This is a genomic window from Pseudomonas monachiensis, assembly GCF_047345015.1.
In the GTDB taxonomy this organism is placed as follows: domain Bacteria; phylum Pseudomonadota; class Gammaproteobacteria; order Pseudomonadales; family Pseudomonadaceae; genus Aquipseudomonas; species Aquipseudomonas monachiensis.
The window spans coordinates 2,507,721-2,529,927 of the sequence record NZ_CP178857.1 but is presented as its reverse complement, the minus strand read 5'-3'; the positions used below and the strand labels follow the sequence as shown (position 1 = coordinate 2,529,927).

At 61.1% G+C, this 22,207-nt stretch carries 15 protein-coding genes; 6 read left to right on the top strand and 9 right to left on the bottom strand.

The features are described from left to right. Both ACMDB8_RS11480 and ACMDB8_RS11475 read right to left on the bottom strand, forming a co-directional pair. On the bottom strand, positions 1 to 4,410 hold the full coding sequence (locus ACMDB8_RS11480; RefSeq protein ID WP_409079394.1) for a response regulator: 4,410 nt from the start codon (positions 4,408 to 4,410) through the stop codon (positions 1 to 3). Between the two features lie 51 nt (positions 4,411 to 4,461). Further along, positions 4,462 to 5,619: an HD-GYP domain-containing protein gene (locus ACMDB8_RS11475; RefSeq protein WP_056722787.1), complete on the bottom strand. Its 1,158-nt coding sequence runs from the start codon at positions 5,617 to 5,619 to the stop codon at positions 4,462 to 4,464. A 270-nt stretch (positions 5,620 to 5,889) separates the two neighbouring features. On the opposite strand from ACMDB8_RS11475, the gene ACMDB8_RS11470 reads away from it, so the two are divergent. Beyond that, positions 5,890 to 6,591, top strand: coding sequence for an EthD domain-containing protein (locus tag ACMDB8_RS11470; protein ID WP_056722789.1), 702 nt, complete (start codon positions 5,890 to 5,892; stop codon positions 6,589 to 6,591). A gap of 55 nt (positions 6,592 to 6,646) precedes the next feature. Here the strand turns inward: ACMDB8_RS11470 and ACMDB8_RS11465 are convergent, their stop codons facing one another. The 5 genes from ACMDB8_RS11465 to ACMDB8_RS11445 form a co-directional block, all read right to left on the bottom strand. After that, entirely contained in the window at positions 6,647 to 7,645 is a 999-nt protein-coding gene (locus ACMDB8_RS11465; protein WP_056722790.1) for a 3-hydroxybutyryl-CoA dehydrogenase, read from the bottom strand. Further along, the gene (locus ACMDB8_RS11460) at positions 7,645 to 8,751 is read right to left on the bottom strand and encodes an NAD/NADP-dependent octopine/nopaline dehydrogenase family protein (RefSeq protein WP_056722792.1); all 1,107 of its coding nucleotides are present in this window, start codon (positions 8,749 to 8,751) and stop codon (positions 7,645 to 7,647) included. The genes ACMDB8_RS11465 and ACMDB8_RS11460 overlap by 1 nt, the downstream gene beginning before the upstream one ends. A gap of 96 nt (positions 8,752 to 8,847) precedes the next feature. Further along, a complete protein-coding gene (locus ACMDB8_RS11455) occupies positions 8,848 to 9,822 on the bottom strand; it encodes an AraC family transcriptional regulator (RefSeq protein ID WP_409079393.1) in 975 nt (324 codons plus the stop codon). 85 nt (positions 9,823 to 9,907) lie between these two features. Then, the gene (locus ACMDB8_RS11450; protein WP_409079392.1) at positions 9,908 to 11,185 is read right to left on the bottom strand and encodes a spinster family MFS transporter; all 1,278 of its coding nucleotides are present in this window, start codon (positions 11,183 to 11,185) and stop codon (positions 9,908 to 9,910) included. 244 nt (positions 11,186 to 11,429) lie between these two features. After that, complete coding sequence (locus tag ACMDB8_RS11445) at positions 11,430 to 12,680, bottom strand: OprD family outer membrane porin (protein ID WP_056722799.1); 1,251 nt, start codon at positions 12,678 to 12,680, stop codon at positions 11,430 to 11,432. 787 nt (positions 12,681 to 13,467) lie between these two features. On the opposite strand from ACMDB8_RS11445, the gene ACMDB8_RS11440 reads away from it, so the two are divergent. The 3 genes from ACMDB8_RS11440 to ACMDB8_RS11430 all read left to right on the top strand — a co-directional run bounded on the left by ACMDB8_RS11440 (position 13,468) and on the right by ACMDB8_RS11430 (position 16,759). Beyond that, positions 13,468 to 14,340, top strand: coding sequence for a TauD/TfdA dioxygenase family protein (locus tag ACMDB8_RS11440; RefSeq protein WP_409079398.1), 873 nt, complete (start codon positions 13,468 to 13,470; stop codon positions 14,338 to 14,340). A 108-nt stretch (positions 14,341 to 14,448) separates the two neighbouring features. Next, positions 14,449 to 14,928 carry a 2,4'-dihydroxyacetophenone dioxygenase family protein gene (locus tag ACMDB8_RS11435; protein ID WP_056722803.1) on the top strand — a complete coding sequence of 160 codons (480 nt, stop codon included), beginning with the start codon at positions 14,449 to 14,451 and terminating at the stop codon, positions 14,926 to 14,928. Between the two features lie 181 nt (positions 14,929 to 15,109). Continuing rightward, positions 15,110 to 16,759, top strand: coding sequence for a 3-(methylthio)propionyl-CoA ligase (locus ACMDB8_RS11430; protein ID WP_056722805.1), 1,650 nt, complete (start codon positions 15,110 to 15,112; stop codon positions 16,757 to 16,759). Positions 16,760 to 16,819: 60 nt separating this feature from the next. Here ACMDB8_RS11430 and ACMDB8_RS11425 read toward each other — a convergent pair whose 3' ends face one another. Beyond that, the gene (locus ACMDB8_RS11425; RefSeq protein WP_201783875.1) at positions 16,820 to 17,863 is read right to left on the bottom strand and encodes an alpha/beta fold hydrolase; all 1,044 of its coding nucleotides are present in this window, start codon (positions 17,861 to 17,863) and stop codon (positions 16,820 to 16,822) included. 111 nt (positions 17,864 to 17,974) lie between these two features. Here ACMDB8_RS11425 and ACMDB8_RS11420 point away from each other — a divergent pair, with 111 nt between their 5' ends. Next, positions 17,975 to 19,012, top strand: coding sequence for an AraC family transcriptional regulator (locus ACMDB8_RS11420; RefSeq protein WP_223541629.1), 1,038 nt, complete (start codon positions 17,975 to 17,977; stop codon positions 19,010 to 19,012). A 435-nt stretch (positions 19,013 to 19,447) separates the two neighbouring features. Next, the gene (locus ACMDB8_RS11415) at positions 19,448 to 20,482 is read left to right on the top strand and encodes an AraC family transcriptional regulator (RefSeq protein ID WP_056722808.1); all 1,035 of its coding nucleotides are present in this window, start codon (positions 19,448 to 19,450) and stop codon (positions 20,480 to 20,482) included. An 85-nt stretch (positions 20,483 to 20,567) separates the two neighbouring features. Here the strand turns inward: ACMDB8_RS11415 and ACMDB8_RS11410 are convergent, their stop codons facing one another. Next, the gene (locus tag ACMDB8_RS11410; RefSeq protein WP_056722811.1) at positions 20,568 to 21,899 is read right to left on the bottom strand and encodes an MFS transporter; all 1,332 of its coding nucleotides are present in this window, start codon (positions 21,897 to 21,899) and stop codon (positions 20,568 to 20,570) included. Positions 21,900 to 22,207 lie beyond the last annotated feature (308 nt).

Sequence of the window (22,207 nt, the reverse complement as noted above, 5' to 3'; positions counted from 1 at the left end):
TCAGGAGAGGTTTTCCAGCAGCTCCAACGCCTGATCGAAATCGAAGCGCTCCGCTTGCCACACAACCCGAAGCAACTGCTCGGTCATCATCGGGTCTGAAGCCAGCCCCTGCAGTTTGAGCAAGGCCGTCAGCGCCTGGGTGTCGCTCTCGGCCAGCAGAGACCGGACGTGGGCCAATTGTGCATGCCATTCGCTACCCGCTGGCGCGCTTGATGAGCCTGCTGACGTTGTAGGCTCGCCGAGCACCGATAAGCCTTCCAATACGGTTGTCAGGCAACGCTCGACTTCCACCAGCCGGTCAGCCAGGTCCTGCTCCGCCCCATCGCTCGCCCCATCGTTCAGGCAGGCCAGTTCCAGCGCGGCGGCTGCATTCGCCACTTCAACGGCACCAATGTTGCCCGCCGTCCCGCGCAGGGTATGGGCCAGCCTGACCGTCGCCGAAGGATCGCCCTGGCCTCGGGCAGCCAGGAACTCGGCGCAAAAAGCCTGGTGGCCGGAGCGAAACTTGCGCAGCAGGCGCAGATAGAGCTCGACCTTGCCCATGCAGGTGCCCAGGCCCGCTTTCAAATCAATGCCGGGAAGGCTGGCTGGCAGGCTCGCCACCGACTCCGTGGTGACCGGCGAAACGTCGGCCGGGATCGTGCCACGGTCAGCTCGCGGATGTATCCACCTGGCCAACGTGGCGAACATGTCGTCGACGTTCAAGGGTTTGGAGATGTGGTCGTTCATGCCGCAGGCCAGCGCCCGCTCACGGTCCCCCGCCATGGCGTCGGCAGTCATGGCGATCACCGGCAGATTCGCCCAGCGCGGCTGCTCACGTATCTTGCGGGTCGCGGTATAACCGTCCATCACCGGCATCTGGCAGTCCATCAGCACACCGTCGAAGTCTGCGTCGCGCTCCAGTTGGTCGAGCGCTTCTGCGCCGTGAACGGCCAGGCGCAATTCGATCCCGGCGCCCTCCAGCAGTTCACAGGCCAGCTCGCGGTTCAGCTCATTGTCTTCGACCAACAGCAGTCGCGCGCCATGCAGGCTGGCCATGGCGCCGGTGCTCTGGCCCAATCGCTCACTGGCCCGGGTATCGGCCTGGGGAGTCTTGCCGAGCACCCTGCCCAGCGCCTCAAGCAACGTAGACGGCGTCACCGGTTTGGTCAGTACCACCGGCAATTGAATACCCTGTCGACTAGCCTCTTCGCGGGCCTCCTCGCGCCCGAACGCCGTGACCATGATCACCGCTGGCGTTTGCACCAGTTTGGCGGCCTGCATCTGGCGCACCGTTTCCACGCCGTCCATGCCAGGCATGCGCCAATCCATCAGCACCAGATCATAGGGCAACACCTTCGCTTCGGCGTCCACCAGCATGGCCAGTGCGGCCCGGCCACTTTGCGCGACATCCACCTCCACGCCAAAACTGCGGGCCATGCTGGAGAGGATCTCGCGCGCGCTGGCGTTGTCATCGACCACCAGCACACGGCTGCCGAGCAATTCGTCGGCGGTCACCATGCGCCGCAAATGGCTGTCGCGCTGCACCCCCAGGCTCACCTCGAAATGGAAAGTGGAACCCAGGCCCGGCTCGCTCTCTACCCAAATGCGCCCGCCCATCAATTCCACCAGATGGCGGGAGATGGCCAGGCCCAACCCTGTGCCTCCGTACTTGCGGGTGGTGGTGCTATCGGCCTGGCTGAAGGGTTGAAACAGGCGCGAGCATTGCTCGGCGTTCATGCCGATGCCGGTGTCACGTACCCAGAAATGCAGTTGCGCCTGCTCTCCCGCCGAGCCCCGCTGCTCTACGCCGAGCACGATCTCGCCCTGCTCGGTGAACTTCGTCGCATTGTTGCCCAGGTTGATCAGCACCTGGCCAAGGCGCAGCGGATCGCCGATCAAGGCGGTCGGCAGCTCGGCATCGGTGTTGAACAGCAGCTCCAGGCCTTTGTCCTCGGCTTTGAGGCCGATCATGCTGGCAAAGCCGTCGAGCACGGCCTCAAGGTGGAAGGGAATCTGCTCCAGGTGCATCTTGCCGGCCTCGATCCTGGAGAAGTCGAGGATGTCGTTGATGATCACCAACAGGTATTCCGCCGAGCGATGGACTTTTTCGATGTAGTTACGCTGGCGGTGGTTGAGCTCGGTGCGCAATGCCAGGTAGCTCATGCCGATGATGGCGTTCATCGGTGTACGGATCTCGTGGCTCATGGTGGCCAGGAAGTTGCTCTTGGCCCGGGTCGCCTCTTCGGCGGCCTCCCGTGCGCGCTGCACCTCGGCCTCGGCGGTTTTGCGGTCGGTGATGTCAAAGTACCAATTGGCCCCCATGCCCCGCTCCCCCAGCGTCATCGTGACGGCCGAAACCAGTACGTCGAAGCGCTCGCCGCCGGCGCGCTGCAGGGTGGTCTCGAAATTCAGCACGGCACCTTGCGCTGCCGCTTCGAGAAAGCGCTGGTGTGCCTGCGGGTCGACCCAGAACTGCGCCGGATCCGCACCTTCGAGTTCAGCCAGGCGAGTCCCGAACAAACTGTCGAACTGCGGATTGCAGTAGGTCGGACGGCCATCGACGTCCCTGATCACCATGGCCACCGGGCTGCTGTCGAGTACCGCGCGCAACTGTGCCTCGTTGGCCTTGAGTGCCGCCTGCAGATGACGCCGTTCACTCACGTCGCGCACCGACGCGCACACGCAGACGCCGCCCCCTTCCAGGCTCGGCAAGCGCGACAGGCTGATCTCCGCCGAGAACAGACTGCCGTCTTTGCGCACGCCTTGCAGATCGTCCAGGTTGGCCCCCATTTGGCGAGTGGTACCGTGGGCCATGAAGCCCTTGCGCAGCGCCTCGTGGCGCCCTCTGCTGGCCAACGGCACCAGGCGATCGATGGTCTCTCCAATCAACTCGCCGGCGTTATAGCCGAACAGCTGGTCCAGTTGGCGATTGGTGCGCAGGATCTGTCCTTCGGCATCCACCACCAGCATGCCGTCCGGCGCCGCTTCGATAATCCCGCGATACCAGGCCTCGGTGGCGCGCAACGCCGATTGCTGGCTTTCCAGTGCCTGGGCCTGCTGCTCAAGTTGCAGTGCCTGTTCGGCCATTTCATTGGCCTGGCGCCGGGTCTCCGCCAACAGGGTCTTGACCGCCTGATTACGCTCCAGAATCGCCATGGCCGCGGCCAAACGTGGGGTGGCTTCCTGCAGCAGCAATAATTCACGCTCGCCCAAGGGTTCCAGCCCGGCCAGTTCGAGCACCCCCAGCAAGCGCTCGCCACGGACAATGGGTTGCAGTAGCAGGCAACGGGCCGGGACCTCGCCAAGGGGCGAGCGCAAACGCCAGTATTGCTCCGGCATCGACTGAAACTGACGCGGCACGCGATCCACCGCGCACTGCCCCAGCAGGCCCTCGCCGAACATGACTTGCGCCTCGGGTGGTCGCTCGGAATCGGTGGCATAACGCCCCATCAACAGCAGCGTGCCGGAATCCTCCTGCGCGCTGTACAGCACCCCCTGGCAGATTCCGTGCAGGCCGGCCATGCATTGCAGGAACACCTGAGCCAGTTCGGCCGGGGTTTCCGCCTGCTGCAGATCGACCTGCAATTGAGCGGTATGGGCCTTGATCCAGCGCTGACGCTCAAGTTGTTGGGACTCGGTCTGCAATTTGGCGATGGCCCGCGCCAGATCGCCGGTTTCGTTGTTAAGGTCGGTGTGGGGAATCGGTTGATCGAGCTGCCCGGCGGCCAATTGGTCTACCGCCACCCGTACTCGGTTGAGCGGATTGCGAATCGACTGGCTGACGACCCAGGACAACAGCAATGCCAGCGACAAGCCACCGAACAACAGGACGTAGGTCAGCATGGTGCTGTGTTCGGCAAACTCGGCAATGTCCTTGGCCGTGTCGCGAATCGAGGCTTCCTTGACCTGGGCGATCGCGTACAACAGGCCGTCGGCCTGCTGGGCAAGTTGTTGGAATTCACTGCTATTGAGCAGCACCAACGCCTTGTTCTGCTGGCCCTGGTCGATCAGTACAAAGGCCTGGTCGCCAAGACGCTGCAACTGTTGCAGCAACAGATCGAACTCGGAGAGACGCGCCAGATTCTCCGCACGCTTTAAGGTGACTTTGGCCAGGGCCACGGCCTGCTGCAGGCCTTCGCGGATTTCCTGTAGTTGCTGCAGGGATTCGACACGAATCTGCGCGCTGTCGGTGCCCACCGCGCGTTGCAGCGCTTGCAGCATATGGGGCAATTGCACACGTGCTTCCTGCAAGTGCTCCATGCCGACCAGTTCCTGCAGATAGAGGTTCTGCATGTCCTGCTTCAGCGATTGCTGGGTGCGCAGGCTTTGCACGCCGAGCACCAGCACCAACAGCAGCAGCGCTGAAAAACCCAGGATCAGTTTGTGAAGCAGCGCGAGGCGCTCAAGCAGGGTACGCAAACCAGCCATGACTATCCTCGTGGACCTGATGAAATTACTGACAAAGGGACAGTTGCCGGTTCACGGAGTCTGGCCGAGACGCTCCAGGGCCGCCCGCTGGACGGCCATGTCCTGGTCGGTATCGGCGAAGCGCTCGGCAATGGTCTGGAATTGTTCGAGGCAATCCAGGAAGGCATCGCAGATATCGGGGTCGAAGTGCGTGCCGCGCCCCTGACGAATAATCTCGACGGCTTGCGCGTGGGGCATCCCCGCTTTATAGACCCGACGGCTGATCAACGCGTCATAGACGTCCGCCACCGCCATCAACCGGGCGCTGATAGGGATGTCGTCACCCACCAGCCCTTGCGGATAGCCACTGCCGTCCCATTTTTCCTGGTGACTGTAGGCAATCTCCTTGGCCAGGCTGAGGAATTCGGCGCGAATGCCAAGCTGATCCTCGGCATGCTGGATGGCGTCACGCCCCAGCGTTGTATGGGTCTTCATGATCTCGAATTCTTCCTCGGTATAGCGTCCCGGCTTGAGGAGGATATGGTCGGGGATGCCAATCTTGCCGATGTCATGCAGCGGCGCCGACTTGAACAATAACGCGATGGTGGCCTCGGTGAGAAAGTGACTGAAGCGCGGATGACCGCGTAGATGCTCCGCCAGCACCTTGATGTAATGCTGGGTCCGCCGGATATGGTTGCCCGTTTCGTTATCGCGAGTCTCGGCCAGTGAAGCCATGGCCTGGATGGCCACATCCTGGATCGCAATCACTTCGCGGGTCCGGCGCGCCACCTCCTTCTCCAGATAGTCGTTGTGATCGCGCAGGAAGTCTGCCGCCGCCTTGAGCTTGAGCTGGGTATCCACCCGCGCCAGGACCAGCGCCGGCCTGATCGGTTTGGTGATGTAGTCGACGGCCCCCAGCTCCAGGCCATGGATCTCGTCTTCGGTGCCGGCCATGGCCGTCAGGAAGATGATCGGAATGTCGCGGGTACGCGGGTCGCGCTTGAGCTGCCGGGCCACTTCATGGCCGGACAGCCCGGGCATCATCACGTCCAGCAGGATCAGGTCCGGGAGGGTGTCGCCCTGCAGTACGCGCAAAGCCTTTTCACCGCTATTGGCGGCCTTGACCCGGTAGCGATCCTTGAGCAAATCCGTCATCAGCATCAGGTTGTCGGGCGTGTCATCGACCACCAGCAGGGTCGGCGGGCTGTAATGACTCTGTTCGGCGCTCATGGCGGGTGGCTCCCTTGCCGGAAATGGACCTCCCGGGGCAACGCTTGCACTGCCACCCCGGCGCAAGAGAGCTTAGCTGCTGTTTTCCATGGCTGCCCGGCGTCGAGCGGCGCAGTCATTGCCCTCATATTGTGAGTCAATAGTCTGTTTGAAGTATTACCCGGGGCTGACCTTGATTGACTATGACGCCAGGGATTTTCGGTCATCCGGATGGGCCAGACAGCACGACCGCGATCCCATCCATCAACCGCAACGAGGAGCTTGATAGCTATGGAAAAAGTCATCTATCTGCTGTGGCGTGATACCCAAGTCAGTCCTGATACCTTCGCCCATCGCCTGCGCAGCGAGGTCGCCGGGCAATTGCAGGCACTCGGTGCCCGAGGTGTGCAATTGAACCTGGCCGATGCCGATGTCCAGCCGGCCAGCGGCCTGCGCCAGGAAAACAACCGACCGTTGCCCGATGGCAGCCTGTCACTGTGGCTGGACAGCGCCAACGGCCCGGCCCGTCGCCCGTTCGACCAATTGATCAGCGCGGCAACCGCGCGCATGGCCGCCTACCTGGTCTGCGAGTCGGTCGCCATCGCCAATACCCGGTTCCCGGCAACGCCCGGTGAGCGTACCCACGGATTTGCCCAACTGGCCCTGCTGACCCGCCCTCCACGGCTGACCCCCGAGGCCTGGCTGGACATCTGGCGCAACCATCACACGGCCGTGGCCGTGGACACGCAAGCCAACTTCCAGTACGTGCAAAACCTGGTGGTGTCGGCACTGACCCACGGCGCCCCACGGATCGACGCCATCGTCGAGGAATGTTTTCCGCCAGCGGCCATGACCGATCCCATGGCCTTTTTCGATGCGGCGGGCGACGACGCGAAATTCCAGCGCAACCTGGCGGCGATGATGGACAGTTGCAGCCGCTTCATCGATTTCGACAAGATCGACGTGCTGCCCACCAGCCAGTACTGCCTGTAGGACTGGGAAATCGTAGCGTGAAGCGTGTCAGGGCCCGGCCTCCAGGCCCTGATGCTCAGGCCTGTTTCAAGGCGCCATCGAACGCAGGCGTCAGCCCCGACAACTCCAGCTTGCGAACAAAGTCGCCAAGGCGCTGCTGCTTGTAGGCGTCTACGTCCATGTCGCGGTAGTCGTAGAAACCCTGGCCATCGCGCAAGCCATTGCGGCCGTTTTGCATGTTGTCGGCGATTACCTGCGGCGATTCGAAGCGCGGTGACAGCGCACCACTCAGGTAGCGCGAGGCGTAGTAAAGGATGTCGCCGCCGCCCCAGTCGATGAACTCAAGCAGGCCTAGCACCGAGAAACGTAAACCAAAGCCGACGCGTACCGCCGTGTCGATATCCTCTGCACTGGCCACGCCCTCTTCCACCATCCGTGCCGCTTCGTTCATGACCAATGCCTGGATGCGCGGCACGATGTAGCCAGCCACCGGGTTGCACACCACGGGCACCTTGCCGATGCGTTTGAGCAGTTGCAGCAGCCTCTGGACCACCTGCGGGCAGGTCGCATCGCTGCGGCTGACTTCCACCAACGGCATCAGGTACGCGGGATTTAGCCAGTGCGCGTTCACGAAGCGCTGGGGCTCACTGACCATTTCGCTCAGTTCGGTGACCAGGAAAGTCGAAGTGGTCGAGGCGATGATGGTCGAGGCCGGGACATGCTCGCTGACCCAGGCGAAGGTCTCCTGCTTGACTGCGATGACTTCCGGCACCGCTTCGAACACCAGGTCGCACTGGCGCAAAACCTCTGCGGCTTGGGATCTGGATTGCAGCGTCAACCGGGCTAGCGCGATGTCCGCCTGATGCCCTTCGAGCACACCAAGGCGTACCAGCATCTGCAATTCGCTGTGGATGTTGTTGCGCACACGCTCGAAATAGCCGTGCCGCTCATCCTCGGCGCGATCCTTGATATCGATCAGGGTCACCGGCAGGCCCGCATGGATGAATGCCAGGGCAATGCCCTCGCCCATCCGCCCGGCACCGACCACGCTGACTTGGGGCAGCGCGGCGTTCATCAGTTGTAGCCCTTGGTCAGCAGCTCGGTCATCTGCGCCCGACTCAGCGTGGCCAGACCGAGGTTTTCCAGGGTGCGGCCTTCGGCGTAGAGATCACGCGCAGCGACGACCGAGGCAATGCTCAGCAGGCCTTGCGCAACCGGAGTCGGCACACCGGCCCAGCGACCGACGGACACCAGGAAGGACAGGCCCAGGCGGGTGTCTTCGAGCATGTAGCGATGCTTCTGCAGGTCGATGTCTTCGCGCCAGTCGCCGCTGTCGGTCAGCTTGCCATGGGCACCGCGACCGTACATCCACTCGTCGCCTTCAGTGGTGTTGTAGTGGTCGGACAGCGGGAAATGCGGCGCGCCGTAGGTCAGTGCTTCGCGCACGGCCATGCGCTCGGCATCGAGCTGGTTGGTCACGCGGCGAATTGACGGTTGGGTGCCTTCGTTGTGAATGTCCCAGGCCTCGAAATGCTCCAGTGGACCTGCGTTCATCATGATCAGCGGCGGGTGGATGATGGGACCTGCGTTCATCAACGCACCGCTCAGGGCGTCTTCAATCGGCTCGACGCTCGGGTAGGCTTCACGCAGCACCGCGAAAGCATGCTCGGACAGGTTGCTGGGCAATACCCCGGTCGGCAGGCGGGTAGCATAGCCGCTGATCACCAGGTCGCTGGCGCCGTGTTTGCGTACCAGGTACGGCAGCGTACCGGTTTCTGCGAAGGCGACCTTGCTGCGGTTGCCCGCATCGGCCATGGCCTTGGCGAACACGAAGCTGCCGAAGGTGCCCGGCGGCAGGAACACCACCTGACCGTCGTGCAGGTGCGGCGCAACATGTTTGGCCAGGTCTTCGTGGGAGGTCGACGGCAGCGGGATGATCACCAATTGTGCGTCGGCCAGGGCTTCGGCCAGGTCGTCGCTGAACGAGAGCTTGTCGCCCTGCTGGCCGACGGACAATTTGCGAGTGCCCTTATAGTCCTTGATGGTCAGGCTGCCGATGGCCAGCAGTTCCTTGAGCGCGGCGCCGTCTCGACGCCACAGGCGGGTCTGGTGGCCCTTTTCAGCCATTTCGACAGCAGCGGCGTAACAGCCGTGACCACCACCCAGCACAGTAATATTCATGCAGATACTCCTTTTTGTCAGAGACTCGATCCTATCGAGCCGCACCGCCACGGACTCATCCGATTGCGCAGCCGAATGACGGATTGCGCAGGAGTCTCAATGCTTTTGCCGCCGCAGGGTGTCCGACGGCAGGCAACCATAGCGCTGCCGGTAGGCGCTGGAAAAATGCCCGAAGCTGTTGATGCCATGACGCAACAGGATATCGGTGACGGTCTCGCCGGCCCTGCCCTGTTTGAGCGATTCGTGGATCACCGCCAGGCGACGGTCGCGGATGTACTCGACCGGCGCCTGCTGGAGGAACTGGTTGAAGCCGTTCTGCAAGGTGCGCACCGAGACGCCACACAGTTCGCTCAGGGTCGTCAGGCTGATCGGTTCGTCGAGGTGTTCCTCGATGTAGTCACGGGCCTTTTTCACGTGGTGCGGCAGCGGCGCGCGCGAGTCGATCAACAGATCCGCCGAGTAGTTGTGCGGCAGCTGAGTGAGCAGCAACTGCATCAGGTATTCGGACAGGCCGCTGGCCAGGCGCGAACCGTCAACGCCGCTGCCGTACAGCCGGCAAATGTAGTCCAGGGTGTGATAGAGGCTGACGACCCCGACGCCCAGGTGGTCGACGCTGACATCAAAGATCACCGACTGTCGCAGGCTGCGGCCAAGCAGGCGTTGCAGTTGCGTCTCCAGGGCATCACGGTCGACGCGCAGGATCAGGTTGCGGCACTCGCCATCGGTGACGATGCGGCTTTGCGCGAACGGCGAGGAAACGCTCAGGTAGCCCGACTGCATCGCCGCGCTGCGCCGCCCGTGGGCCACTTCGCAATGCCCCTGCAAGGTGATGCGAAACAGGTACTGATCGGTAATGTCGCCGATGGTGATCTCCACCGGCGCGCCATAGCGCAGGTCGAGCAGTGCCGAATCGCCGAAGAATACGCCGTTGAGCCGGGTGTGGATCGGCTCGTCACACAGCACGTTGAAGCTGTGGGGGCACAGGTATTGGCTGACCTTGTCCTTGATCTCGCGGTAATCGGCCGAGCTGAGCAGGCTGTGCCGTTCAAGCAGGTGTACGTCATTCAACATCAAGGGTTCTCCTGACCTGGAGCACCTCGGCCCCGCTCCCTTTAACAGGAGCGAGGCCGGGGCGCCGATCGTGGACTATGACCAATCAGGCCCGGGTCGGGTGCTCACGGGCATAGCTTTCGCGGAAATGACGGCAACCACGCCACAGTAGAAGTACGGTCAATGCCGAGGCGCCGGCGATCACCAGCGACATCGACGAGCCGACTGCCGCAGGCGATCCGAAGTAGCGGTCGGTCAACAGCGCCACCAGCGTGGTGCCCAGGCCCAACCCCAGCAGGTTGCTGATCAGCAGGAACACCGCCGATACCTGCGCACGTACCTGGTTCGGCGCGAGGATCTGCATCGCTGCCGTGGACGCCGGCATCGGGAACGAAGCGAAGAACATCGCCGGCACCAACAGGGTCACCGACAGCCAAAGTTGATCGACTTGCGAGAACAGCACGGCCGGCACCGCCATGCCGAGGGCACCGATGACGCCAGTGCGCATGGCAGCGTCCTGATGACCTTTCTTGGCCAGGTAGTCGGTGAGCCATCCACCGAACAGCACCCCGGCGGTGTTGGCCACCAACAGCACGGTGCCGAGCATGTAGCCAGCCTCCATCGGCGACAGGCCAAACTTGCGGATGTACAGCGCCGGGCTCCAGCTCATCAAGCAGAACAGGGCCATGGCGTAGAACGAAAAGCCCAGGTAATGGCAGGTGAAAGTGGCACGGTGGCGGCCAAGGAAGCGCAAGCCATCGCTCATCGCGACCTTCTTCGCCCGACCCTGCGCATCGACCTGCAGGCCTTTGCGCGCCGGATCGCGCACGGTGAGCCAGATCAACAGGCCGACCACGATGCCGGGCAGGCCGACAATGAAGAACGCCAGCTGCCAGGCCTTCATCGCGCCGAGAACGGCGACCTCAATGGTGTTCATGTCCTTGAGCATCGCGATCACATAGCCGCCCACCAGGAAGGCCAGGCCACCACCGACGAACGAGCCGATCGAGTAGATGCCCACGGCGCGGCCGAGTTTCTCCTTGGGGAACATGTCGCTGAACATCGAATAGGCCGAGGGCGACAGGGCCGCTTCGCCGACGCCAACGCCAATGCGGGCGAGGAACATGTGCAGGAAGTTCTTGCTCAGGCCGCAGGCCGCCGTCGCCAGGCTCCAGAACACCACGCCGACGGCGATGATCTTCGGCCGGGAGAAGCGGTCGGCCAGATAGGCGATGGGCATGCCCATGAACGCATAGAACAACGAAAAGGCCAGCCCGTGCAGCAAGCTGAACTGGGTGTCGCTGATCTGCAGGTCGGCTTTGATCGGCTCGATCATCAGCGCCAGGATCTGCCGATCCACAAATGAAAAGATGTAGGCGATCATGCACAAGCCGACCACGTACCACTCGTAAATGTAGGTTTTCTTCTTCTGCTGCTGCAGGACCGCGTTATCGACCTAGATATTCACTAGTGTTTGCTCCTCTTGGAATCCGCTCATGCGCGCAGCGCGCCGGGTGACGGTGCACAGCACACCGACTGGGAAGTTGCGGGGCAGATGCAAAGGACAAAGGGTTCGAACATGGTCAGGCCTCTTATTGTTATGGGGTCAATCCCTGGGTGGACCGGGCTTACCAGAACTTCCAGGTGTAGGTCGTGGCGACACGGAATTCGTTGTAGTCGTAGCCGTACTTCTGTTTCACGTCGATGTTGCGCAGGTCCAGCCCCAGGCCTTGCAGCGCTCCGCTCTGGACCACGTAGCTGAGCCCCAGGAAGCGTTCGCTTTCCTGGTTGTCGCTCAGGTTGTTGCCTCGGTCCCAGTTGGTACCCTTGATGTAGCGGGTGTAGAGCTTGAGCCCCGGCATGCCCATCCCGGCAAAGTCATAGCTGTAGCGCGCGCCCCAGGACTTTTCATCCGGGCGGACAAACCCCAGGGACGACCAGTGCACCAGGTAAGGTTGCGGGATATAACCGTTCATCGTCGGGAACACGCTGTCACCAAGCATGCGCTGGTAACTGAGGCCAAACATGTGCGCGCCTTTGAGCAAAGTGAACAAGCCACCGTAGGAACGGTTGTCGATCTCACCGTTCAAGGCATTGCCATCTTCATTGTTATTGAAGTAGCGCAAGTCGGTTTTAAGTTTGTAGCCATTACCCAGGTCAGCCATATGCATCAGGCCAAAATAGTGTTGCTGATAAATATCGTGCAACACGCCGTAGAAATAACTGGCTTGCAGGTTCTTGGTAATGTCGTAAGTTGCGCCGCCGAAATCCAGGCCGTCACTGTCGAGATTATCGGTGGAGCCAAACTTGTACAGTTTCTCGTGGTTGGAAGATTCCCGCGTCACGGCAGACCAGAACCGGCCACCGGTCATCGTCAACCCGTCGACTTCCCTGGACTCGACCACAGCCCCTTGATAGATCGTATCCAGTTGCCGGCTGGTGTCATCGTACGCCACCGGCAATTGTGGGCGAAGGTCACCCACCTTCAGCTCGGTCTTGCTGTAGCGCATCTTGAAGGTTGCACCGGCGCGACTGTAGTCATCGGCCGTCTGCTGGTCACGGACGCTGTAGGGCAGCGAACCGTCGTTGCCCGACGAATCCAGGCGCACGGCGTACTGCGCATCCACATCAAGGCCGATGGCCAGGGCCGTGTCGGTATAACCGGACGTAAACTGCGCATCGAAACCCTGAGACCAACTATGCACTTCAGAAACCGGCGCGTTGTTATTGGTGTAGTTACGGTGCAAGTAGAAGTTGCGCGTATCCACTTTCAAGTGACTGTCATCGACAACATCGGCATAGACTGCCAATGGTGAACAGATCATTCCCAACACGCCGGCAATACCGAGCCCACGGCAAGATTGTTTTACCTGATACATCTAACTTCTCCACACTTGTATGTGCTGGGCACTGTATTTATAGGAGCAGATTCGAACTGAAAATTAAAAATGCCGGCAGCCGAACACCGAGCCTTCTTGCGCAGGAAGGCGGATTGCATCAGGGATATAGAGAACGATGGGTTCGAGCATTGTCAGGCCTATTGTTGTTATGGGGGTAAAACGCCAGGCGGGCTCAATGGAACAGTCCGCCACGACGACACGCCTCTTGTCTAACCAAGGTAAGTCAGCAGGCGCCGCGCCGATATCGAGATGAACAGCATCCTCTGGGGGGAAATCTTCAACCCGGCTAAAGGTTTCCCTTAGTCGACTCAAAAGCGCAGGGCCCACAGTGGGCGATGGCAAGCCTGTATTGCATAAGCCTTCCTTTAGCGAGGTCTTGTTGCTGAATGGACCCTAAACTAGCGATTGCACTGCCCGCCAACCTCCCCGATTGCGCAGGCGACTCTCCAATTGCGCAGTCAGATGCAGACCGGCCGGGTACTGCAGCCCGCGAGCAACTTTGTTCGTTCTCCTCCTCTCCAGCGTCCCAATATGCGAAGAAACTGTCCCGCCATGCCCATGACATTGCGCCCTGGACACCTACTATTGGACCTGCATCCCTGCCCCACTAGCAGGGACCCGCTACCTATACCGGATGTGCACAGCGCACCCGGACAAGCACGGATTGGAGACAACAATGACAACAGTCGCCGCACCCCAAGACGCTCCTTCACCTCTTCCCGCCTCGGCACCCGCCATTATCCGCTCGTCAGTGCGCCAGCATTCGATCAAGGTGCAGATTTGCTCCCCCGCCATCGGTGCCGAGCTCAGCAACGTCAACCTGGCCGACGCTGCCCAGGACCCCGAACTGATCGCAGAAATCAGGGCACTGTGGTTGAAGCACAAAGTGCTGTTCTTCCGCGACCAGGACATCACCCCCCTGGAGCAACAGCACTTCGCCGCGCAATTCGGCGAACTGGAAGCCCACCCTCTGGCACCGAGCCATCCGGAGGCGGACAAGCTGCTGATGCTGTATCGCAATCTCGATCCGGGTAAACCCAAGAGCTATGTCGAAAAGGCCAGCCGCGAAAACCTCTGGCATGCCGATGTCACCTACAAGCCGGCGCCGCCCCGCGGTGCGGTTTTGCGCTGCGAGATGGGGCCGGAGGCCGGCGGCGATACCTTGTTTTCCAACATGGTGATGGCTTACGAAAAACTGCCGCAGGCCATCAAGCAACGAATCGACGGTCTGTATGCAAAGCATGGCGCCGAGCAGACTTTCGGCGCCCAGTTGCCACGCGAAGAGCGTCATGGGATGGCCGCGAAGAACCCCGCCGTTGAACACCCGGTGGTGCTTACCCATCCGGAGACCGGCGAAAAGGTCTTGTTCGTCAACTCCGCGTTCACGACCCACTTCTCGAACTTCTTCAACTTCGAGGATATCCGCTACGGCCAGGACTTCATGCCAGAGGCTCATCACCTGATGAACTACCTGATGTCCCAGGCTGCCATTCCGGAGTACCAGGTACGCCTGAAGTGGCGAACCAACACGATTGCCATGTGGGACAACCTGCAAGTCCAGCACTACGCGGTGGCGGACTACGGCAATGCACCCAGAAAGATGCTGCGCGCAACCCTCGCGGGTACCCCGCTCAACTGATCCGGACAGTCTCCCCGGAGTAACCGGGGCACCCGACCAGCAGAAATCGTCGGACGGTCCTGACTGCCGACAAATATTCGATCTGAACCGCATTATTGGAGAAATGACATGCTCTATGAACACGTCGACACCGCAGTCATCGATGGCGAATCGCTGCCGTGGATTCCCTTTACGCCCTATGCCGAAAACGTCCTGCTGAAGTACTTCAAGCTTGACCCGATTCGCGGTGAATGGATTGTCATGATGAAGGCGCCGCTGGACATGCAACTGCCCAAGCACCACCACACGGGCACGGTCATGGTCTACACGATCGAAGGCCAGTGGAAATACAAGGAACACGACTGGATCGCCGGCCCCGGCAGCATCGTCTACGAGACGGCCGCGTCGACTCACACCCCTGAAGTCGTCAGCACGGGGACCACGGACGGGTATTCGCTCATGCTGGTTCAAGTGACGGGCGATCTCGCGTTCCTGGACGGCAACGACAACATCGTCGCGCTGGAGAACTGGAAGACCGGGTTGCAACGCTATCTGGCTTATTGCGAGCAACATGACATCGCGCCGAAGGACCTGACGGCATTCAACTGACCCGGATTTCACGGGAAAACCCGGCGCCTCTGGTTCAAGGGGCGACCGGGCCAGTTGCCGGTTGGCAATCATTCAGGGGAGGGAAACAGGCTGTGTCGGGTCGCGGTCTTGACGCGACATCTGACCCGGGCCTGGCCGCCTGCTCGCTCCCCGATCACAGACAAGCGAACGGAGCGATGCCATGAAAGGCCTGATGATGCAAAAGCAGCTTTTGATTTCCTCACTCATTGAACATGCCGACCGCCATCACGGCGATACGCAGATCGTATCCCGTCGGGTGGAGGGCGATATCCATCGCTACACCTTCCGTGACTGCCACCGCCGCGCGCGCCAGCTGGCCAGCGCGCTGACCCGCCTGGGCGTCAAGCCTTCCGAGCGAATCGGTACACTGGCATGGAATGGCTATAGGCACCTGGAGTTGTACTACGGCGTTGCCGGCATGGGTGCCATTGTGCATACCATCAACCCTCGCCTGCATGAAGACCAGGTCGCCTACATCGCCAATCACGCCGAAGACCAGTACATCTTCTTCGACTTGACCTTCCTGCCACTGATCAAGGCCATCGCCGGGCGCTGCAATGGGGTCAAGGCGTTCATCGCCATGACCGATCAGGCGCGTATGCCCAAGGATGCCGGCATCGACAACTTGCTGTGCTATGAAGACCTCCTTCAACAGGGATCCGCCGGCTACGCCTGGCCGGTTTTCGACGAGGATGCCGCCAGTACGCTCTGCTACACCTCTGGCACGACGGGCAACCCGAAAGGGGTTTTGTACAGTCATCGCTCGTCGGTGCTGCACACCTATGCCGCCGCGCTCCCCGATGCCCTGAATTGTTCGGCGCACGACGTGATCCTGCCCGTTGTGCCGATGTTCCATATCAACGCCTGGGGACTTCCCTACATCGCGTGCATGGTCGGGGCAAAACTTGTATTTCCCGGACCGGCCCTGGACGGAGCATCGCTGTTCGAACTGCTCGAAGCCGAGCAGGTGACACTGTCCGCGGGTGTCCCGACCGTGTGGCAAGGCTTGCTTGGTCATCTGGAAAAAACCGGCCGGCAATTCTCCAGCATGAAACGCAGCATCATTGGTGGCGCGACCTGCCCCCCGTCCATGCTGCACACCTTTGAGCAAACCTACGGCGTAGCGGTATTGCACGTCTGGGGGATGACGGAGCTGAGCCCTATCGGAACCGTCGGCGCCCTGAAGGCCAGGCACCTCGAAATGTCCCCGGCAGAGCGTCATGTCGTGCAATCCAAGCAAGGCCGGGCGGTGTTTGGCGTCGACATGAAGATCGTTGACGCCGATGGCATGGAATTACCCTGGGACGGCGCAACCTCGGGTGAGCTGTTGGTGCGTGGACCCTGGGTGGTGCGCGATTATTTCAGGAACGAAACGAACAGTTCGCCGCTGCTCGAGCACGCAGGCCAAGGGTGGTTCCCAACCGGCGATGTAGCGACCATCGACGTCGATGGCTTCATGCAGATCACCGATCGCAGCAAGGATGTGATCAAGTCGGGCGGCGAATGGATAGGCTCCATCGAGCTGGAAACCATTGCGATGGGCCATCCGGCAGTCTCCCAGGCGGCCTGCATTGCCGCCAGACACGCCAAGTGGGACGAACGCCCATTGCTGATCGTCGTCAGGAAGCCGCAAGCGACACTGACGCGAGAAGAACTGCTCGCATTTTATGAAGGCAAGATCGCGAAGTGGTGGACGCCGGATGATGTGATCTTTGTCGATACGATTGCGTTGGGTGCTACGGGCAAGATCCAGAAGAACCGTCTGCGCGAGCAGTTCGGTGACCATCTGCTGGTCAAGGTTGCCGGCTGAACGAGTGTAAGCACTGTGCGTGGCCGCGAGTGATCGCGACCACGCACAGTGCACTTGTTTCTAGCGCTCCAGTTGCTCGAGAAAGGTCAGGAGTAATTCATTGACTTGATCGACGCTTTCTTCCGCGGCGCTGTGGCCCACGCCGGGTAGCAAGACCTTCTTCTGCAGCCCGGGCAGATAAGTGTCGAGCCGTTCGTAGAGCGCGCGGATTTCGTCCGGTTCCAGCGAAGGGTCGGCGGCACCGCCAATGAACATACTCGGCTGGCGTACCAGCGCACCGTCGAGAAACGCGGTGATCTCCCAGTTCCGGTCACGACAGCGGTAGTAGTTCAAGGCACCGGTAAACCCTGTGCGCGTGTATTCAGTGACGTAGTAGTCGAGCGCCCGTGGGCTCAGCCATGACGGGAACTCGCCCTTCGGCTCAGTGAACGCGTTGAGAATGGGTTCACCAGGTTCGACGAACAGGCGCCAGCGTTCAGCCCCGACAGCGCTGCCGGAGATCGAGTAGAAGACGCTGCGCAAGGTCTTGCGCGGATCGCTGGCCAACTCGCGGTCCGGCTTGTGGAGCTGCTGGAAATACAGGTGGTGATACACCCTGCCCTTCGCCATTGCCTGCAAGCCTATGGTCGGCTTGACCTTGCCCCGCGGCGGCACTGGCGTATTGAGCATCACCAGGCCACGGAACAGATCCGGCCGCAGCATGGCCGCCGCCTGGGCCACCCAGGCGCCCAGGTCGTGCCCGATGATCACAGCCGATGTTTCGCCCAGCGTCGCCATCAAGCCGACCATGTCGCCGACGGCCTGACTCATGTCATAGGCTTCAATGGCATCGGGTCGATCGGTTTGGCCAAACCCCCGTTGATCAGGGACCACGACTCGATAACCGGCCTCGGCCAGTACCGCGATCTGGCGCCGCCACATGTACCAAAGGTAAGGAAAACCGTGCAGCAGGATGACGAGAGGCCCTTGTCCCTCGTCGATGTAATGCATGCGAATGCCGTTGAGTTCGGCAAAGCAGTGGTTGAATGCATCGGGGTCATCGGCGTCCACCTGCACCCTTGCCGCGAGCGGCTGGCCGATACCTGTAGCGGTGCGCGTGTCCATTATCTACCTCCATCTTTGTTGTCATTGTCGGCGTGAAGGTAGCCTTGGGCGGCTGTCCTGCACTAAGCTTCCCGGGACACAATCTGGTGAAACTGGGACACGAGGCCAAGCATGTATACCTTGACGCGCAGCGCCAGCCTTACCGACTTTGAGCAGGTTGCCCGTTCAGTGGGGCTCGATCCATTTCGCATGCTGCGCATGACCCGGCTACCGGCCAGTGTCCTCGACGATCCCAACATCATGATCAGCAGCGATTCGGTAGGCTGGCTGCTGGAGGAGTCAGCCCGCCTGTCCGGCCAGGAGGCCTTCGGGCTGCTGCTTGCGGAAACCCGGCACCTCTCCAACTTTGGCATGCTCGCGCTGCTCATCCGCGAAGAGCCAACACTTCGCGCAGCGCTGCAATCGTGCTTTCGCTATACGCGCTTGCATAACGCCGGTGTGCAAATGTGGCTCGAGGATGCAGGCGACCTGACCCTGCTGCATGTGGGTGTAAACATGCAGGGCCATCGTGGCGTCTGGCGCCAGGCGATTGAACAGGCAACCGGTATTATGCTTCGCACGTTGAGCATCCTGAGCGGCCATGCCTTCCGGCCGGTAAGGGTCAGTTTCACTCACGAGCGACCTTCCAGCCTCGAAGTGCACCACCGCGTGTTGGGTACCAACATCGAGTTTTCCCAGGAATTCAATGCCATCGTATGCCGTCGGCATGATCTGGACCTGCCTATTCCCACGGCCGACCCCGCGTTGCATCGCGAGGTGAAGCGATCGCTGGACATGCAGTTGGCCAACCTGCGCGACGAACCGGCGCAGCGGGTACGCCAGATCGTCAAGATGCTGCTGCCAAGCGGACTGTGCTCCGTCGATGGCGTGGCCCAGCATCTCGGAATGCACCGACGCACCCTCAACCGACACCTGGCAGCCGAGGGAGAGAGTGTCACGACCATCATGAATACCGTACGCGCCGAACTCGCCGAAGAGTATCTGGCCAACAGCAAGCGCCGATTGTATGAAGTCGCCGAACTCCTCGGTTTTTCCTCTGCCGGTGATTTTTCACGCTGGTTCCGCAGCCGTTTTGGCAAGACACCCTCGGCTTGGGCCGTCTCCTACCGAGCGAGCAAGACGGCATCCGGGCCCCTGTCGCCTGAATAAGAAAGCAGGTTAATGGCCGACTCAAGCCTGTTGGCCAGCCACATTGCCTGAGCCTCGCACCCCCGACGTTTCTGACCCCGCCACCCTTGCGCAAGCGTCCCAATACGCGAAGATTCTGTCCCGAAATGCTCCTTGCACCGCGCTCGTGCAACCTACTATGGGTCAGTGGCCCCTGCTCCGTTGATGGGGGCCACAACACCTACCGGATACACGTAGACCGCCCAGGATCCTGGGTCCTTGATGGCTCCAGCGGTTCGTGAATTCGGGTCCAGCAACCCATTCGATGGTGATGCAAAAAAATACGATCCTGGATCTGATCGCGCTACTTGCAGTCCCCCACCGGGATCGTCCCGGGAGCAGCGCAAACATCATCAGAACAGCGCCCGATCGCGCAACACATCTTCACGTCACCATCGGCCGAGGGAAGTCCTACGCATGCCCACGCTTGTTCGCGCCGCCGTTTTGACCAAATACCTGGACGTTACCCAGGACCTGGGATTCAACCCGCTCGACGTCATGGCAGTCGCAGGCCTGAACAAGGCTCAGCTGCAAGACCCGGAATCGCGCATTCCCATCGATGCCGCCGTGCGTCTGCTGGAAGATTCGGCCATCGCCAGCGGTTGCCAGACCTTCGGCCTGAGCATGGCCGAGTCGCGCCAGTTATCGGACTTCGGCGTGGTCAGCCTGCTGCTCAGCCATCAACGCACCCTGCGCGAAGCGCTGCAGGTGATGGTGCGCTACCGTCATCTGATGAATGACTCGCTGGCCATCTTCGTTGAAGAGTGCGGCAAGATGGTGATCATCCGTGAAGAAATGGTCACCGAGTCGCCGATGCCCAGTCGCCAGGCCACGGAGCTGGCCATCGGCGTGACGTTCGGTCTGTGCTCGGCCCTGCTCGGCTCGCACTGGCGCCCTTACAGCGTCAACTTCATGCACCAGCCGCCGGACAACCTGTACCTGCATCGACGCGTATTCGGCTGCAACCTGGAATTCGGCAGCGAGTTCAATGGCATCGTTTGCCCTGTCGCCAGCCTCGACATGATCAACCCCGATGCCGACCCGACCATGGCCCGTCATGCCCAGAGCTACCTGGACTCGCTGCAAAGCCCCGAGACCACCTCGACGCTGTTCGAAGTGCGCAAGGCCATCTACCTGCTGTTGCCCATGGGCCGCGCCACCATTGAGCAGATCGCCCAGCACCAGGGGATGAACGTGCGCACCCTGCAACGTCGCCTCAAGGACCATGGCTGTGCCTTCAGCGACCTGATCAACGATGTGCGCCGCGCCCTGGTACTGCGTTATATGGAAAACCCGAACCACTCGCTGAGCCACATTGCCGACATGTTCGGCTTCTCCATGGCGAGCTCCTTTACCCGCTGGTTCATCAACCAGTTCGGCATGCCGCCGGCGGTGTGGCGCAGCGCGCAGAAACAGTCCGGTTCGGACGCTGCCGCCTCCAAGTCATTCTGAACACACGGCAAAAAAAACGGCGACTGCTGGTACAGTCGCCGCAAAAAACGGTGTTTGTGGCACAGGTCGGGATGTTAACGACGACTCACAGTTTCACCTCCAGCCCGAATTCGCTCATGGACTCAGGAACACTCTGCCCCTGAAGGCGGGCAATGTCTTTGTGGTAATGACACTTGGCATAAAAGAACACCGCCGCCGCGACGAGGCTGATCAATGGCACCAGTTGAAACGCGGCATGCAGACCGATGAGGTCCGACACCCGGCCGGTGATGAACGGCCCCGGCGCCAGCCCCAGCAGGTTGTTGGCCAGGGTCAGCGTGGCGAATGCCGTACCGTGCACCGAGTAATGGGTCAGGTTGGCAACCATCGCGCCACTGGGGCCTGTAGTGCCGGTGGCAATCAACATGCCCAGGCAGATCAGCAGCAGTTGCACCGGCCCTGCCTGCAAGGCAAAGGCCGTCGACAGCAACAGGCAACTGCCCAGGCAGAAGCCGATGGCCAGGCTGACCTTGCGCTCCGGTGAGTGCCGACACAGGCGGTCGCTGAGCATGCCGCACACAATCATCCCCACACCGCTGCACAACACGATGCCCGCCGCCATGCCACCGGCCTTGTCGGTGGGCATGTCGTAGTAGCGATTGAGGTAGCTGGGAATCCACACCATCACCGTACCGCCGACGAACAACTGCAAGCCGCTGCCGATGTAGGTCGACACCACCGAACGGCTGGACCACAGCGTGCGCAGCGGACGCTTGACCGCCACCGTTGCCTTGTTCGCCACTGGAGCGACACGTGATGGCGCAATGCGCGCTTCCTTGACGATCAGCGGATAAAGCATCGCCAGCACCAGGCCAAACAACGACATGCCGGCGAACGACCAGCGCCAGCCCAGCTTGGCCGCGATGGCGCCGCCCAGGGCCATCCCTAAGACAGCGCCGAACAATCCGCCGGCCATGAAGGCACTGGTCAGGGTGGCCCGCATGTGTTTGGGGAACACCGAAATCACCACGGCGATGCCGACGCTGCCGTAGGCAGCCTCACCGACACCGACCATGAATCGCGCGATGAACATCTGCTGGTAGTCCTGAGCCAGCGCGCAACCCAGGGTCGCCACGCTCCACAGCAACGCCATCAGCGCCAGGCTCTTGACCCGGCCGAAACGGTCGGCCAGCAACGACAGGGGAAACGTCAGCAGCCCCACCATCAGGGCAACGATGCCACTGAGCAGGCCGAGCTGTCCGTCGCTCAGCGCCCACTCGGTCTTGAGCAACGGGAACACCGCGTTCAGCACCTGACGCGACATGTAATCGGAAATCAACAGGCCGAACGTCAGTGCAAAAACGATCCAGGCATATTGGCGCGAAACGCTGACGCAACCAGCGTCGTCATCGTCGGCGACGATTGGATGAAAGGCCATGCAGCCTCCTCGAAGTCTTTATTTTATTGTTGTTATCAAGCGTGTAGCCGGACGGCGAGCGATAGTCTCTTCAAAGCCCGCACGGGAGTGCATCTACATGGCCAGGGTCATGTTGTTGCCCGGCAGAACGTTCTTGAGCAGGGGGTCGGCGGTCAGGATTGACCAATGCGCATTGCAGTGAGTGCATCCACTTTCTACCTCCATCTATTTTCAGTAGTCGGCTTGAAGGTAGCCCTCGGAGGGCGCCTTGCACTCAGCTTTTCAGGACACAATATTGTGATACTGGGACAAAAGACCGTTCAGTTTGG